Consider the following 15,914-nt stretch of genomic DNA (forward strand, 5'->3'; position numbering starts at 1 on the left):
AAGGGGAGCCGAAACGGCTGAGAGGTCCGCATCAGGCGGACGACCCTGGAGTCCTGCAACGTGTCGTGGCACACGATCACTGATGCAGGCTCTTGTACCTGATCCGGTTAATACCGGCGTAGGAATGGCCATGCGAAACCCACATCCCACCCCGGGCGCCGTCTCGTGAGCGCCTTCCTCGATGTAATCTGGCACGGTTTTGTCGATGCCTCGTGGATCGAACAGGCGGCGACCCTGCTCGGACTGCTCGCCGTCTGGCTGGCCACGCGTCAGAGTCTCGCGAATTTCCCGATCGGTCTCGTTCAGGTGGTGCTCACCGCGATCGTGTTCGCCGGCCAGCGTCTGTATGCCGATATGTCGCTTCAGGCGGTGTATTTCATCGCCCTGGCCTATGGCTGGTGGTGCTGGACCCATCCCGGCGTGGCACGCGAACGCCTGGCCGTTTCGCGTCTGAGCTGGCCGCAACTTGCCGCTCTGGTCGCTCTGGGCCTGGCCGCGACCGGCAGCTGGGGGGCACTGCTGGCCCGCGTCGGCGACCCGATGCCCTGGCGCGACGCGTTCATCGCCGCGTTCGGCGTGCTGTCGCAGTGGCTCGAGGCACGCAAGAAAATCGAGGCCTGGGTCGGCTGGGTCGCGGTTAACGTGGCCGGTCTGGGGGTGTACATCGCGATCGGGCTTTACTGGTTCGTGATCCTCTACGGTCTGTATCTGGTGCTGTCGTTCGTGGGCTTGCGCGCCTGGTGGGCGAGTTATCGTCACGAGACACCGGCATGACCGCCCGGGTGGCCGTCTTCGGTACGGAATCGACCGGCAAGACCACCCTCGCCCGTCGGTTGGCCGAGCTATTCGATGTACCCTGGGCACCCGAATACGTTCGATGGTTCTGGCGCGAGCGCGCCGGCGCAATCCGCGGCACCGACCTGGATACGATCGCCCGCGGCCAGCTCGACAACGAAGACGCCGCGGCGGCGCGCGCGGACGCCCTCGTCATCTGCGACACCGAGCTGATCACCAATACACTCTGGGCCGATCTGCTGTTTCCCGGCGCCTGTCCGCCCTGGGTACGTCGCGAGGCCAATCGGCGTGCGCGTGGGTACGCACTCTATCTACTCTGCGACACCGATATTGAATTTGTCGACGATGGCCAGCGCTGTTTTCCCGGCGCCGTGGCGCGCGCGCGTTGCCGGCAGCTATGGCGCAACGCGCTCATCGCGCGCAATCTTCCGTTCGTCGACATCCAGGGCCCGCTCGATGAACGTATTGCCCGGGCTGTCGCCGCCATCGAACAGACGGTCGGCCTATCCCCGGCCGGGCGTTAGGCCCACGGCCCGGGCCTTGCGAGCCGCCCGGCAATGCCTTATACGAGGGGCGGCGCAACCATCCATGCCACCATTGAATGCCTCGTTCGATGACCCCCCGTCAAAGGAGCCATCATGCAAACCATCACGATCCGTGCGATTCTCGTGCTCACGCTGGCCGCTGCCGGCGTGTTCTCGATGTCGGCCATCGCCGCGGGCGGCGTCGAGGCGAGCGCTGGCGATAGCGCGAAGACACAGCCCGCCGATCGGTTCAGCGAAAAGCAGCTCAAACAGTTCGTCAAGGCTCAGTCCAATGTCCAGGCCGTACTCAAGAAGTGGGATGGCAAGATCGCTTCGGCCAAGGACAGGAAAGCGGCCCGCAAGCAAGAAAACAAGGCCATGGTCAAGGCGGTAACGGATAGTGGGCTGACTCCCAAGCAGTACAACGCGATTGCCGAGCAGGCCCAGAAGGATCCCAAACTGACCCAGCGGATTCAGTCGTTCATGACACCGCAGTGACAGGCCGTCGCGGCCCCGGATTGAATCCATCGAATACGCCCTTCGGGGCCGGCAGCGGCTGGCCGCACGCGGCGTGGCGAACGATTTGTAAACGCGGCGTATCGCAAAATCGGCGGCTGCCGATTTGGCGGCGCACGGGTTCGCGTGTCGAACGACACGGCTTTCACGCTGCGCTGGATTCCGACTGCGAGATATAAAGGGCCAGGCGATGCGATCGACCGATTATCAGAGCCGTTGGCTGCGTTTGGCCAAGGCCATGAAGCCGAATACGCTGGTCAAGGCGTTGAGCGGCGCCCCGTTGATTTGGTCGATGCTGGCCGATGACGGCACGCCCGCCACCACGATTCATCGTATGTTTTCCCAACAATGCTGGCGCGAAGACGGCATCGCGGGCGGCGCGGTGCTCGTGGCCGGCGCCGTATTCATGCTGCCGACACTTATGGTGGCCGCTACCGTCTACACCTCGCGTTGCGGCGCCCGCGTTCGCATCGATACCGGCAAGAGCCGACCGCGGCAGTGGGCTGAGCAAGTCTCGCTGGGCGTGCGCCTGGCGGTACCGCCGCCCTGGTATTACATCTTCGAACTTTATCGGCCGACCCATTATCAGCGTGCCGCCGAGTATCTGTATCGAAGCGAAACAAAAAGCGGTATCTACGACATGCTGCGGCGCCAGCGCGGTTGCCACGAGAGCACCGAGGGCTTGCGCGACAAGGCATTGTTCGGTATTCGCTGTCGCGAGCATGGCCTGCCGGTCGTCGATACCCTGGCCACAGCGCGCGACGGCGTGATCGAGGGTATCGATACGCTGCCCGACGCCGATCTGTTCTTCAAACCCATCAGGGGTGCGGGCGGCCGCGGGGCATCGCGCTGGATCTTCATCGGTGACAATCGTTACCGGGCCAGCGATGGTCAGGTCGTCACCAAGGAGGTGCTTCAGGCCCACCTTTGTGAATTGTCCCGGGACGAGCGCTATCTCGTGCGCCGCTACGTAACCGCGGAACCCACACTCAGCGACCTGACCCCCGGCGCCCTGTCGACGGTGCGCGTGGTGACGTGTCTCGACGCAACCGGCACACCCGAGGCGACGCATGCCGTTTTCCGCATGGCCAGCAGTCGCGATGTGGTCGTGGATAATTTCCATGCGGGCGGGGTCGCCGCCAGCGTCGATCTCGCCACCGGCACGTTGGGCATGGCCACGGATCTGGGACTGAGCGCGGACAGCCGGTGGTGGTCCACGCACCCGACCACCGGCGCGCCCATCCTCGGTCGACGGCTACCGCACTGGGAAGCGGTGCGCGACCTGGCCACACGCGCGCACTGCGCATTCGGCGACCAGGTGGCCATTGGCTGGGATATTGCAATACTGGAGAATGGACCGTGCCTGATCGAGGGCAACAAGTCGCCCGACCTCGACATCGTCCAGCGCACCAGTCGAACACCGGCCGGGAATTCCCGGCTCGGCGATCTGCTCGCGCAACATCTGACGAATGCGTTCGCGACTTGATCCGCCTCGACCTGCTGCTCATCACACCGCGCCCCGACAGGATACTGCCCCAATGACGACCTATACCGGCGAGATTGCGAACATACTGGAACTAGCCGACATCACCACGCTGGAGCGGGAGGATATCCGCGCCGAGGCGATCGACACCCTCGAGAATGGCGGCATCATCTACCTTCCCCAGCCGGCGTTCACGCTCAGTGACGCGGAATTTCGCTTCGTGTCGGACGCCAGCGTCACGCTGCCGACCAAGGCGGACAAGCGCAGCCAGAACGGGCGGCCCACGATCATCTACAACCCCGAAACCGGGCGATTGGAACGCTCGCGCATCCGTTCGCGCCAGCGGCCCCAGCTGACCGCCCTGCTCGATCGTTACGCCCGGTGGTCCACGGACCTGATCCATCGCCTGTTTCCGGCATATCAGGCGGGCATCGTGCGCGATCGCACCACGTATCGTCCTTGCGAACGCGCGGCGACGCAGGGCCTGCATGTGGATGCGAGCTACGGCCGGCCGACCGGCGGCCAGAGCATGCTGCGGGTGTTCTGCAACATCAACCCGGAAGCGCGTGTTCGTACCTGGCGGGTGGGTGAAACCTTCGAGCCCTTTGCCCGGCGCTACGTGACCAGCGCACGGCCGAAACAGGACGGCGCACTGGAAAAGCTACTGGCGCGCTTCGGCATCACGAAAGGCCATCGCACACCGTACGATCTGTTGATGGAGGATATTCGGTCGCAGGTCAAGCGCGATGCGGAATACCAGGCGCAAGCGCCACAGAAAGTCGTGGATTTTCCGGCGGGCACCGCCTGGATTGCGTTGACCGACCTCGTACTGCACGGCGCTGTATCCGGCCAGCATTCGCTGGATCAAACGTTCTTCGTGCCCGATGAGATCATGGCCGACCCCGACCGGTCATCGCTGCATATTCTTGAGCGACTCACCGGCCGGTCGTTGCGCTCCTCTGTCTGAGCCCGACTGCGCCGCCTACCACTTGCGCCGCCCGCTGAGGGTGCGGCGCAGGCGCCGCCCGAAGGACTTGAGCGCGCGCGGGATCGGCGAGGTTCGAGGGGTTTGATGGGCCAAGACATCGGCTGAGCTCATGGCGCTCCATTCATGCGAGCGTGGCACGGTCGCGCCGGCACTCCAGAGCAGACCGCCCGCAATCAGCCGCCGTACTGAATCCTCCTGCCAGATACGATGGTTGTCGCCACCCGTGAACACGAATGCGCGGCCCCGTGCGGACGGCGCAAAGGCCCAGCTGACCACGGCCGCCGGTCCGCCGGACGCGTCGCCGGCATGCCGCTTGTCCGACCAGAGCAACGGCGTGACCGCATCCTCGGTGTCAGTGGCGAACCGGATGTCGTTGAGCCACCCGTCACGCATCGTCCAGGGCCGCAGGTCTTGTGTGATCGGATGTCGCGGAAAATCCCGGTGGCGACTTTTCCAGTGCCCCCGCCCCGATTCGCCGGCCACGTAAACGCCGCCGAACAACTGCTGCCCCAGGCTCACGTGTTCCCGCGGAAAACCGGCAGCCTGATGAAGCAGCACCAGGCCGCAGCCGCGCGATGCAAGCGCCAACAGGCGCGCGCGCCGGGTCTCATCGGCGAGAAAACCCTGCTTGCCCCCGCCGTTGTCGTAGAAGGCGACGGCGTTGGCGTCGGTCAATTCCCGTTCATCATCCGGCCAGCCCTGCTCGGCGACGACGCACGACACACCGGGCACTCGATGCAACAGCGTGGCGAGCAGATGGCAGCCCCCGGTGTAGTCATGATGGCCCGCCACGCCCGCCGAGCGCACCGCGCCCGCAACCAGTACAATGCGCGTTTCACCGTTGCCATGATCCGTCAAGTTTCTGTCCTCGTGTGGGCGGCACTGTGTCGATGCCGCATGGGTCGCGGGGCGCGTATAGTCGCCCATTGTCGGCGCCCCGCGTGACAGGCGCGTTTTTTTGACCACCAACCCAGAAGAGCCGATGACCGCAATATCCGTCATCATCCCGGTGTATAACCGGGCCCGCTATATCGTCGACGCGATTCAAAGCGTTCTCGACCAGCGCGATGCGCCCGCATTCGAAATCCTGGTCGTCGACGATGGCTCAACGGACGACAGCGTGGCGCGCGTGGCAGCGATTGACGATCCCCGGATCCGAATCATCACGGCACAGGAGAACCAGGGTATCGCGGTCGCGCGTAACCGTGGCATCGCCGAGGCATCGGGGCATTACATTGCGTTTCTCGACAGCGATGATCTGGCCAGGCCGGAACGCCTGGCACGTCAGGCACGATTCCTGGACGACCATCCGCAGCACGCGGCGGTGGGCGCCTGGATCGGCTGGATCGATGCCGATGGGCGCCGGCTGAAGCGGGTCAAGCGGAAGCCGACAGGATCGCGCCAGATCGCCGCCGAGCGGCTTTTCCGATCGGGCATCGAGAATTCCGCCGCGATGGCACGCACCGAGATTCTGCGCGCTTACCCGCATCGCGAAACGCTCACTGTGGGGGAAGATTTTGATCTTTGGGCACGCATTGCAGCGGATCACCCGCTGGCTGGCTTGCCCCGGCTTCTGGTCGATCGCCGTCGGCATCCGGGACAAACCACAGCGAAGCATGTCGCCCGGGATCGCCATTATCGTTGCCAGGTTTTTGCCACACAGCTCGAGGCATTGGGCATCGACTTCTCTCCCGCCGACCTCGATCGACATTATCGCCTGCGCCGCTTCGACAAGGGCGGCGAACGCGCCGACTCGAACTACATCGATTGGGCCGAGCGATGGCTGCAGGGGCTTAAAGATGCGAACCGGCAAAAGCGCCTGTACCCCGAGCCCGAATTTTCGGGTGTGCTCGCCGTGTTCTGGGCCGGCGCGTGCTGGCATGCCGCCAATCGCCGTGCCGGCTTATGGCGGTTGGCACGCGCGCCACTGTCTCGCCCGCTACTGGCCGGCGGCTGGCATGTGCTTTCGCACCGTTCTTCACTTTGGTCCGCGCTGGCCCGGCGGCCAAGCACCGTCTGAGCCACGCGCCCGGGACTCGTCGCGCAAGCGCGCGATGGTTGCCCGACCGAGCCCCGGCAACCGGACGTGCGGCGGGGCCCGTCTTGCGTATCCCGGCACAACAGTTCCTGGCGCGGGATGCAGTGTCGAGCTGACACGAAGCCAGTGCCGGCACCACTCCGAGGCCAGCGCCTTTTCGCGGCGCGCTATGACACGGATTGCCAGACCTGTTGGTAGAGCTCGATGATCTCGCCGACCTCCGGCACGCGCGGGTTATTGCCGGGAGAACCGGAGGCCAGCGCCTGTTCCGCCATGGTGGGGAGCGCGCTGCGCCAGCGGTCCGGATCGATTCCGAATTCGCCCGGCGTGGGCACTTCGAGTTCACGATTGAGCGCGCCCAATTCCTTGATCAGCAAGTGCACCGCCGCCGTATCCGTGTTGGATTCGCTGGCGATGCCCATGCTGCGCGCGCAGCGGGCATAGCGCGCCGGAGCGTTGTCGAGTGAAAAACGGGTCACGGCGGGCAGCAGCATGGCATTGGACATGCCGTGGGGCACATGAAAGAACGCGCCGATCGGGCGACTCATGCCATGAACGAGTGCCACAGATGCACTGGAAAACGCGAGACCGGCCAGGCTGGCCCCCAGCATCATGGCTTCGCGGGCAGCGCGGTTGTCCGGTTGGTGGTAGACCGTGCGCAGATTGGGCGCAATCAAACGCATCGCGGCCAACGCCTGATGATCCGAGAACCCGTTCGCCTTGCGGCTGACATAGGCTTCGATGGCGTGCGTGAGCGCATCGATGCCGGTGTCGGCCGTGACCCGCGGTGGCACGGACAGACTGAGCTCGTAGTCCACGATGGCCGCGGTCGGCATGAAGCCGACCCCCACACAGAGCATTTTCTCGTCCACCGTGTCGTCGGTGATGATGGTGAAGCGCGTGCATTCCGAACCGGTACCCGCGGTGGTGGGCACGGCGATCAACGGCAGGCCGGCGCGCTCAGCCTGCCTGGGAAACTGATAGTCGCGTATTTCGCCGCCGAAGTGCGCCAGCACGCCGATCGCCTTGGCCGAATCGATCGGGCTGCCGCCGCCGATGGCGATGACACTGTCGAAGGTCCGGCCATCGTCCAGGCCACCTGTCATGGCCTCGACGCCGGCCATGATCGAGCGTTCGGTGGGCTCGGGCACCGTATCGGCGAACACCTGCGTCGGTATCGCGGCGGCGGCCAGCAGTTCGCGTACGCGGTCGACGTACCCCAGCTCCATCATCATGCGATCGGTGACGATCAGCGGCCGCGCCACATCGAGCGCGGCGAGCACGTCCGGCAGCCGGTCGAGTGCACCGCCGCCGACCTCCATGATCCGCGGCATGAGAATGTTGTGGGACATGTCGAGCTCCTCCATTATGGCGGCCAGCGGGCGGCCGGGCCGGTGTCGTCTGTTGTAGGCGCCGCCCGCCGATGGGTCAAGACGACAAGACCCGGCCCGGCCCATTCGTTACATCCGGCGCCTCGCGCCAAACCACAAGGATACAGTCATGAGTGACCCGTTCGGTTTCGTCGTCATCGCCGAATTCACCGTCAAACCCGAACAGCGTGAGGCCTTCCTCGACCATGCCCACGAAGACGCCCGGCAATCCCTGACCAACGAGCCGGGTTGTCATCAGTTCGACGTACTCGTCCCCGAGGACGGCGGGAATGTGGTGGTATTGCACGAAGCCTATACCGACCGGGCGGCGTTTGATGCACACAGGCGCATGCCGCACTATCAGCCATTCAAGGACAGCACCGCCCCGCTTTTGGCCACCGACCCGGTGGTGCGTTTTTTCGTTAAGGGTTGAGTGCGCCGGGCCTGTCCCGCCAAGTCATTGCGCTGCTGTGGGGCGCGCTGTGTTCGATAGCGACATCGTGCGCCACGCGCTCTACCGGCCCTGTAGTCGCGCAGCCCGCAGCGATACGGCCAGGCCACACCAACGCTCGCTACGACATCGCGCGATACCGCCAAGCGTTGCCGAAGCCACTGGCCCGCAAAACAACCCCGCGGAACAACAAATAATCCCGATGCGCCGGGCCGCCCCATTACCGGGCACGACAAGGACCCGACGTCCGCAAGGCCCCGTTCAGCTGCCTGGCGCTATCAACAACCGAGCAATAAGAGCTGGAACAGTCGGGCGACTTCGCACGATACGCTCGGCATAAAAAAGGCGGCTTCCGGGACAGGAAGCCGCCAGCACGTCACAAACCGCTTACTGACGGCCGTTCAGCCGATCGACCGAACGCCGCACGCCGTCAGCACACGTTGCAGCCTGGCTACAAGCAAATACAGTGCCAGGACAATAGACGAAACCGACCTGGGTCAGTTCGTCTACGGATTATTATTAGCCAGATTCCTACCTTTCGCAATTAGCCAATCGAATCAGAAACGACGCGGGACTGCATAAGCGGACCGGCGCGCGTTGTCATGGCAGGCTTTCCCCGATATTCCCGGTCATCGGAAATTTTTCCCGCCCCAATAGCTTTGCCAATCCAACTCGCATTTCGTGCGCGCGGCATCGGGCTCGGAACCGCCCCATGCCGGGGTTTGCCGCAACACCGGACTTTTGCAAGTGCATGCCAATGCCTGCGTTGCCGGCGTGTCGTGTTGTGTGCAACCAAAGTAGTCACCTTTTCCTCGAGTTCTACTGCTAATCTTGAATCTTCCGATCGCCACAATTCCAATCAGGGAGGAGAAGATTATGTCGGATACACAGATCAAACCCTTGGCCAACCCGGGGCCGCTGGGGCTCGTCGGCTTCGGGCTGACTACCGTGTTGCTCAGCCTGATCAACGCCCATATTCTACCGAGCGGCGGCGAGCCCGTCGTCATACCGCTGGCCCTGGCCTACGGCGGCCTCATACAGCTCATCGCGGGCCTGCTCGAGTTCCGCACCGGTAACACTTTCGGGATGGTCGCGTTTCTCAGCTATGGTGCATTCTGGTGGTGGTTCGCCATCCTGCTTCTGTTTGCAGGCAACGGCTTGCTCGACCTGAGCAAGGCCGGACCCACCATCGGCGTCGCCCTCCTGCTTTGGGGCGTATTCACGTTCTATATGTGGATCGCGACATTTCGTCTGAACCGCGCGCTGTGGTTCGTGTTTCTCACCCTGTGGATCACGTTCGCCCTGCTCGGGATCGGTGATGCCTTCGGCGCCAGCACCATCGGCGCCCTGGGCGGTTACGTCGGCATCCTGTGCGGGGCCTCGGCGATGTACACCAGCTTCGCCGAAGTGACCAACGCGACTTACGGGCGCGTCGTGGTGCCGGTGGGCGCGCGCGACTGACCCGTGACAATAGCGCGGCCCGCCTGGATGTCGGGCCGCGCGCCAACCGCCATAACAATCACGCGTCTGTCGGCATGGCTTTTTTTAGGCACTGCCGCGCGGTCGCACCACATAGGGGCGCATCATCTCGTTCGCCGCGTGCTCCCAAATGTGGCAATGCCAGACGTAACGGCCCGGGTAACCGTCGAAGGGCACGATGATGCGGGTTACCGTTCCCGGATAGGCCTGAATGACGTCCTTCCACCCCATTTCATTGGCTTGCGGCGCCTGTGCCTTGCCGAGGTATCGCAGCTTCTTCTCGTTTTCGTACATGAACATGTCGATCGGCCGCCGATCGAGCACCTGGAACCGCACCAGATGCAGGTGAATCGGGTGCGTGTCCTCGGTGAGATTCACCAGGTTCCAGATCTCGGTGCTGCCCAGTTCCGGGTCTTCGGTCGGCTCGGCATACCAGCGTGTACCGTTGAGCAGCATGAGCATGGCATCGCCACTTGGGCGCTTGTAGTCATTGAGCGTGAGATGGCGCGTACGTACCGCCTGTGACTCCGGAATGCGCGGCACTCGGGTCAGGGTCTGCGGCATCCGCGAGCGGTCCCCGTGCTGCTTACCGCCGACACGGAACTGCATCACGTCGTGGCCGTCGTTGGTGAGCGTCAATTGCTGATGTGACCAAGCCGAGAAATCGACGATCAGGTCGGCACGCTCCGCCGGTGCCAGCAGGAGCTGTTTCATAGCCACCGGCGAGGCGAGCAGCCCCTGATCGCTGCCGATCTGATGGAATGGCCTCTGACCGGAAAGCGCCAGGCGCAGAAAGCGCTGGTTCGAGCCGTTGACCAGACGCAGGCGATACTTGCGCGGCTCGACATCCAGATACGGATAGAGCCTGCCGTTGATCATGATCGCGTTGCCACGGAATTCCGAGATCCACGGATGGCCGGGAATGCCGGAGGTCGGGTAGTACAGCTGGCCTTCCGGGCTGAAACAGCGGTCGCAAATGATCAGCGGTATTTCCTGGTCGCCGTTGGGCAGCCCCAGCGACGCCTCGTGTTCATCGCGGATGAGAAACGCCCCCATCATCCCCGCGTAGTGGTTGAGTCGGGACACGCCCATCGCATGATCGTGATACCAGAGCGTGGTAGCCGCCTGCCCATTCGGATAGTGAGCCGTGGCCGACTGGCCGGGCGGATACCAGTCCTCCGGATAGCCATCGCTCGCCGCCGGCGTACGGCCCCCGTGAACATGCACCACGTTGCGTACGCTCTGCGCACCGGGTTTCATTCCGCAGATCGTGTAGTCGACCGGCAGAAAATGTTCAGACGGCAGATTGTTGATCCACTCGACCGATAACGGTTGGCCGGATACGGTATCGAAGGTCGGGCCCGGGTGCGTGCCGTCATAGGTCCACATGCGCGTCGGTTTCATGTCGCGGTGCACTTTCACTTCGGCTTCGTTCATGCCAACGCGATAATGGGGGATGCGCTCCCCATTCTCGTCCGGCAGCGGCCATTGCCGTGTAGGCGCGGCCTTCGGCGGAATCGGCAGCGGGTCGACGAACGGCGTCAATGTACGCGGGTCCATCGACAATGCCTGGCGTGTCTTTGCGTCCGCCCTCGCGCCCAGCGCCGGCAACCCCAGACCCGCAGTGGTCGCTCCCGCCGCTCCCAAGAGTAGAAAATATCGTCGCGATAAGCTCATCGTCCGCCCCGGCGCGCGCAATCACGCGTATTGCATTAAACGAAAAACGCCCAGCGGCAAGCCGCCGGGCGTCGCATCAAACCGCGGACAGTGACCGATGCCCGCTTGCACAGATCTGCGTATGCACTCAGCCCTTCGGCGTGCCTGTCTGCGGATCGAGCAGCAGAAGGCTCCCATTCGGCGCGCTGGCCGCATTGAAGTCGAACATGTTGTTCAGCGGACCCGCGAGTTGGTCGAATGAACCCTGCCCCAGACGCTTGCCGCCGAGCCAGTTGTCTTCGATGAAGCGCATGACCGACGTCTGATCGGTGACCGTGTGGTCGACGAAGTTGTGCTTTGCCCACGGCGAGATCACCAGCAATGGCAGACGCGGGCCATAGCCGCAGCGGCCCTGGGCCGGATTGCCGTCGATACCGGCCAGCGGCTGGCTGCGCTTGTGCGAGCCGGTGCCGCCGGCGTCACAGGTACCGCTTCCGTTGAGAACGTCCTGCACGCTTGCTGACGGATTGACGTTGGGACTGTAACGGTGGTCATACCAACCGTCCGAGTCGTCGTAGGCGATGACCACGGCAGTGTTCTTCCATTGCTTCTGCTGTTGCAGGAAATTGATTACCTTGACGATGAAATCCTGTTCGTCGAGCGGATCGGAATAGCCGGCGTGGCCGTCCTGATAGGCCGGCGCCTTCAGGAAGCTGACCGCCGGAAAGTTGCCGGCCTTGACTGCGTCGAAGAAATCATGGGTGTCGTATTGATGATTCGCCGGATCCTTCGTCTTGGTCTTGTTTCCCTTGCTGTCGATCACGTACGTATGACCAATGGAGGCGACGTTGCTCGGACGCTTGTGCTCCAGGTTGGCCGTCGAGGTGTAGTACTGGAACGGCTCGTGGTGCGGGATATAATCGGCAGACGTCACCGGGCCATTCGTGTGGGTGCCCGTGGTCGACACACGCGTGTTGTGGCTGCGACCGCAGCCCGTCGTCCCGTCGGCATTGGTCACCGACAGGTCGAACCCGCCCTCGAACCAGCCCCAGGTAATGCCGGCACTGTTGAGCATGTTGCCTATATTCTTGCCGCCCATGCGCACCTGGGTATTACCGGAGCACACATCACCCATCGGGTCCGGGTCGCCGGTGAGCGTCTTGCCGCCGTTGCCGTCGGCCACATAGCCGTAGGTGTTGCCGGCCGGCGACATGTTGACGATGCCGTTGGTCTGGCCGGAAATCAGGTTGAGTGCGCCCGGCGTCGACGGGCCGAATGTGGTGCCGTAGGAATTGTCGCTCATGGCGTACTGCTGGGCGTAGTTCCACAACGCGGTCACGGTGTTGCCGTCGTAGTAGCCCATCACGAGACCGGTATTCTGGGTCGCGGTCGCCTGTTGCACATCCGGCGGCGGGCCACCGCGGCCGACCGACTTCGGAAACAGGTCCATGGCGCCATTGTCGAACGCCATTTGTTCCGGCTTGTAGCCATGATCCTGATCGGCGGTCAACGCCTGACTGCGATCGAGACGGAAGGGATTTGTCGCACCGCTACCGTTGGCCGGATTCAGATTGGGGTTGTTGTTCAACAACTCCTGCGTGTAGTTATCGATGCCGGTCGGCGTGTCGGCTGCGGCCGTAAACTTCGGCGCGTTGCTCGGGTTGGTCGCGTTCGGATAAGTGCCAAAGTAGTGATCGAATGAGATATTTTCCTGGAAAATGACCACGAGATGCTGAATCGGCGTCTTCGCGGCATCCGAAGTGACGTTCTTTTTACTGTGATCGTTGCATCCCCCGGTGAATACGATAAGTGTTGTCGCGGCAACAAGGGCCGGCCATCGGCTATGAAACATGAGACTTCCCCAGTTTGTTGTCTTGTCGGCAAGTAACGCCGCCATTTATCATAGACTCGGGCGATGACTATTTCGTGACCAGCCGCAGCGGACCCCGGGCGAGCATGGCACAATATCGCTCGATCGCATAATCAATAGGTGCCGCACCGCATGCTTTCTGCAGACGACGCTCTGGCCCGCCTGAAGCAGGGCAATCGAGACTTTGTCCACCACGTCGCCGACTACGACACCCTGGCCGGCCTCGGGGCCTCAGCGGCGCTGATTCAGAAGCAACGCCCGTTTGCCATCATTCTCGGCTGTTCGGACGCGCGTGTGCCGGCCGAAATCGTGTTCAACCAGGGCCTGGGTGATCTGTTCGTGATTCGCGTCGCCGGTAATATCGTGGCGCCTTCACAGATCGGCAGTATCGAGTTCGCGGCGGAAATGTTCGGCACCCGCCTGGTCGTGGTGCTGGGCCACACGCAGTGCGGCGCGATCAAGGCCACGCTCGACCAGTTGCAGCGGCCCACCGACAAGCAATCCCCCAATTTACGTTCGATCGTCGATCGCGTGCGGCCGTCAGTGGATGCACTGCTCCAGACCGAGCTGCGCCACGACCACACCGCGCTGGCGGCCGCGGCCGTGCGTGCGAATGTCGAGAAATCGGTCGATCAGCTCGGCCACAGCTCGCCCATCCTGGAAAACCTGATTGAGTCCGAAGAACTGCGGATCGTGGGTGCCGAGTATTCGGTGGAGACCGGCGCCGTGGATTTCTTCAGCGTCTAGTGGGCGGCAACCGTGGCCTTGTCGAGCCCATGAATAGCCCGCTACAGGGTTTATCCGTGCGCCATGCGCGCGCCGACGACGGCCCCGCCCTGGCCGCCATTTATACCCCTTTCGTGACCGATCACGCGGTTTCGTTCGAGTATGAGCCCCCGGATGGGGTGGCCATGGGCGAACGCGCGCTTGCCATTGACGCCAGCCACGCCTGGCTGGTTGCCGAGCACGCCGGCGAGCTGCTCGGCTATGCCTATGCCACGAGTTTCCGTAGCCGCGCGGCTTACCGCTGGACTGTCGAAGTCTCGGCCTATCTGCGCGATTCGGCGCGTGGATGCGGCGTGGGTGCGCGCCTGTATCGCGACCTGTTCGCGCTGCTCGCCGCGCGTGACTACCGCCAGGCGATCGCAGCCATCACGCTGCCCAACCCGGCCAGTGTGCGATTCCACGAGCACTTCGGGTTCAACCGTGTGGGCGTTCTCGAGGGCGTGGGCCATAAATTCGGGCAGGCCCACGACGTGGCCTATTACCAACGCGCGATCGGCGGTGGCGAATGAACCTGCTCGTCCATCTTCGCTTGGCCGATCGCAGCAACACCTCGGCTGCCGGTCAGATCCTGGGCGATATCGTCAAGGGCCGGATCGATCGCCTGTGTTTCGACCCCGATACCGATCACGGCATCCGCCTGCACCGGGCGATCGACTCGGCGAGTGACGCCCACCCGGCACACCGCGAACTGAGGGAACGCTTCGCCCCGCCGCTTCGGCGCTATGCCGGCATCGTCGTGGATATCGGCTTTGACCATGCCCTGGCCCGGAGCTGGCATGAGTACAACGAAGAGCCGCTGCAGACCTTCGCCCGCCGCATGGCGGCCCGCGTGGCCGACGAGTGGCCGGCAGCGGCACCGGTGCCGGCACCCGATGTGCATGGCTTCGCGCGGATGCTCGTCGGCTATACCGGGACCGGCGGGATCGACCGGGCGCTGACGGCCGTCGGGCGGCGTGCCACCCGCCGCAATCCGCTGCCCGAAGCGCTTCCCGCGCTGTTGCGGGAATACCCGGGATTTGTATCGCGTTTACCCATACTGCTCGAGGCGCTCGACGACGTCGTTGTCGCCCCCGGCCATCCGCGACCATAAAAAACGCCGGCCGACCGCGTCGACCGGCGCCCGTGCGACATACTGCGCCGTAATTGCGCTATTAAGCTATTAAGCTATTGCGCGATGGCGTTGTTGGCGTCGGTGAAGCCGGACAGCGAAACCTTCAACTTGATCTGATCGCCCTTCGGCCCGACGATCGTGACTTGCGCCGTGTGACCATGCTTGAGCTTGTTCAGCAGCGAGTTCTTGATCGGGAAGTCCGCACGGCAGCCCTGCTCGAGACAGATCTGGAACGGGAACCGACGCGGCTGATCGCCGTCCACGCTGAGCTGAACCCCCGGGGCCAGACGCGTTCCCAGCGGTAGAATGAAGATCATCGCGGCCGTGTTGATCTGCGGCGGGTAACCCATGACCACGCGCATGATCGGCTTGCCGGAATCCGGACTCTTGACCAGCTGCGTCATCTCGCACTCGTTCTTTTTGCCCGACTTCGGGCAGCGAACTTCCCAGTCGTCGTAGTGCGTGATCTTGACGTTGTTCTGGCCCGACTTGTCCGCAGCGGCATTGCTGTTCTGGGCCGCCGCTACGCCGACGATGCCGAACAGGCTGGCTGCGCACAGCAGGACGGCGGAAAACCGGAAAGCTCTGGACATTTGTTATCCCCTTGTGTGGTTGGAAGGCGAGCCGCGAGCATGCGGTCCGCGAGTGCGGCGTGACAATCAGGACGCCGGCTTGGCAAATTCGGTGACACGCGATTCTCGCCCGAGCACGGCGCAGATCGCAATGATGATCGCCGCCCCGACCGCGACCAATCGCAGCGCGGAATGGTATTTCCCATTGTGCCTGGCTGCAATTGACGTTCGGGGTGGCGCGTCCGCCGCGGCGATGACATCGTCGATGGGGTAGA

The 15,914-nt window shown here is 63.5% G+C and carries 16 protein-coding genes; 11 read left to right on the plus strand and 5 right to left on the minus strand.

Going from position 1 to position 15,914, the window contains the following annotated elements:
- Positions 1-165 precede the first annotated feature (165 nt).
- The 5 genes from pnuC to ACS8YF_RS01725 all read left to right on the plus strand — a co-directional run bounded on the left by pnuC (position 166) and on the right by ACS8YF_RS01725 (position 4,285).
- Positions 166-774, plus strand: a complete 609-nt coding sequence (pnuC, locus tag ACS8YF_RS01705) for a nicotinamide riboside transporter PnuC (protein ID WP_440848490.1) — start codon at positions 166-168, stop codon at positions 772-774.
- Positions 771-1,319 carry an AAA family ATPase gene (locus ACS8YF_RS01710; RefSeq protein WP_440848491.1) on the plus strand — a complete coding sequence of 183 codons (549 nt, stop codon included), beginning with the start codon at positions 771-773 and terminating at the stop codon, positions 1,317-1,319. Before pnuC ends, ACS8YF_RS01710 begins: the two co-directional genes overlap by 4 nt.
- Before the next feature lie 114 nt (positions 1,320-1,433).
- Entirely contained in the window at positions 1,434-1,817 is a 384-nt protein-coding gene (locus ACS8YF_RS01715) for a DUF4168 domain-containing protein (protein ID WP_440848492.1), read from the plus strand.
- A gap of 208 nt (positions 1,818-2,025) precedes the next feature.
- Positions 2,026-3,321 (plus strand): sugar-transfer associated ATP-grasp domain-containing protein, encoded by a 1,296-nt coding sequence (locus tag ACS8YF_RS01720; RefSeq protein WP_440848493.1) that lies wholly within the window; start codon positions 2,026-2,028, stop codon positions 3,319-3,321.
- A 52-nt stretch (positions 3,322-3,373) separates the two neighbouring features.
- Positions 3,374-4,285, plus strand: coding sequence for a Kdo hydroxylase family protein (locus ACS8YF_RS01725; protein ID WP_440848494.1), 912 nt, complete (start codon positions 3,374-3,376; stop codon positions 4,283-4,285).
- Positions 4,286-4,300: 15 nt separating this feature from the next.
- On the opposite strand, the gene ACS8YF_RS01730 is transcribed toward ACS8YF_RS01725, so the two are convergent.
- Complete coding sequence (locus ACS8YF_RS01730) at positions 4,301-5,164, minus strand: ThuA domain-containing protein (protein WP_440848495.1); 864 nt, start codon at positions 5,162-5,164, stop codon at positions 4,301-4,303.
- A gap of 124 nt (positions 5,165-5,288) precedes the next feature.
- Here ACS8YF_RS01730 and ACS8YF_RS01735 point away from each other — a divergent pair, with 124 nt between their 5' ends.
- On the plus strand, positions 5,289-6,326 hold the full coding sequence (locus ACS8YF_RS01735; RefSeq protein WP_440848496.1) for a glycosyltransferase family 2 protein: 1,038 nt from the start codon (positions 5,289-5,291) through the stop codon (positions 6,324-6,326).
- A gap of 185 nt (positions 6,327-6,511) precedes the next feature.
- Here ACS8YF_RS01735 and ACS8YF_RS01740 read toward each other — a convergent pair whose 3' ends face one another.
- Positions 6,512-7,696 (minus strand): iron-containing alcohol dehydrogenase, encoded by a 1,185-nt coding sequence (locus ACS8YF_RS01740; RefSeq protein WP_440848497.1) that lies wholly within the window; start codon positions 7,694-7,696, stop codon positions 6,512-6,514.
- Between the two features lie 148 nt (positions 7,697-7,844).
- Between ACS8YF_RS01740 and ACS8YF_RS01745 the strand changes: the two genes are divergently transcribed.
- Both ACS8YF_RS01745 and ACS8YF_RS01750 read left to right on the plus strand, forming a co-directional pair.
- The gene (locus ACS8YF_RS01745; RefSeq protein ID WP_440848498.1) at positions 7,845-8,147 is read left to right on the plus strand and encodes a putative quinol monooxygenase; all 303 of its coding nucleotides are present in this window, start codon (positions 7,845-7,847) and stop codon (positions 8,145-8,147) included.
- Between the two features lie 894 nt (positions 8,148-9,041).
- Positions 9,042-9,626: an acetate uptake transporter gene (locus tag ACS8YF_RS01750; RefSeq protein ID WP_440848499.1), complete on the plus strand. Its 585-nt coding sequence runs from the start codon at positions 9,042-9,044 to the stop codon at positions 9,624-9,626.
- Between the two features lie 84 nt (positions 9,627-9,710).
- Here the strand turns inward: ACS8YF_RS01750 and ACS8YF_RS01755 are convergent, their stop codons facing one another.
- Complete coding sequence (locus tag ACS8YF_RS01755; RefSeq protein WP_440848500.1) at positions 9,711-11,204, minus strand: multicopper oxidase family protein; 1,494 nt, start codon at positions 11,202-11,204, stop codon at positions 9,711-9,713.
- 244 nt (positions 11,205-11,448) lie between these two features.
- Positions 11,449-13,152, minus strand: coding sequence for a phospholipase C (locus ACS8YF_RS01760; RefSeq protein WP_440848501.1), 1,704 nt, complete (start codon positions 13,150-13,152; stop codon positions 11,449-11,451).
- Positions 13,153-13,302: 150 nt separating this feature from the next.
- Between ACS8YF_RS01760 and ACS8YF_RS01765 the strand changes: the two genes are divergently transcribed.
- From ACS8YF_RS01765 to ACS8YF_RS01775, 3 genes are read left to right on the plus strand one after another with little or no spacing between them, the layout of a single operon-like run.
- The gene (locus tag ACS8YF_RS01765) at positions 13,303-13,917 is read left to right on the plus strand and encodes a carbonic anhydrase (RefSeq protein ID WP_440848502.1); all 615 of its coding nucleotides are present in this window, start codon (positions 13,303-13,305) and stop codon (positions 13,915-13,917) included.
- 29 nt (positions 13,918-13,946) lie between these two features.
- Positions 13,947-14,465, plus strand: coding sequence for an N-acetyltransferase family protein (locus ACS8YF_RS01770; protein ID WP_440848503.1), 519 nt, complete (start codon positions 13,947-13,949; stop codon positions 14,463-14,465).
- Positions 14,462-15,046 (plus strand): ACP phosphodiesterase, encoded by a 585-nt coding sequence (locus ACS8YF_RS01775; RefSeq protein ID WP_440848504.1) that lies wholly within the window; start codon positions 14,462-14,464, stop codon positions 15,044-15,046. Before ACS8YF_RS01770 ends, ACS8YF_RS01775 begins: the two co-directional genes overlap by 4 nt.
- Before the next feature lie 74 nt (positions 15,047-15,120).
- On the opposite strand, the gene ACS8YF_RS01780 is transcribed toward ACS8YF_RS01775, so the two are convergent.
- Positions 15,121-15,660, minus strand: coding sequence for an invasion associated locus B family protein (locus ACS8YF_RS01780; RefSeq protein ID WP_440848505.1), 540 nt, complete (start codon positions 15,658-15,660; stop codon positions 15,121-15,123).
- Positions 15,661-15,914 lie beyond the last annotated feature (254 nt).

Origin of the sequence: Salinisphaera sp. SWV1, from assembly GCF_052044155.1 — a bacterium.
GTDB lineage: Bacteria > Pseudomonadota > Gammaproteobacteria > Nevskiales > Salinisphaeraceae > Salinisphaera.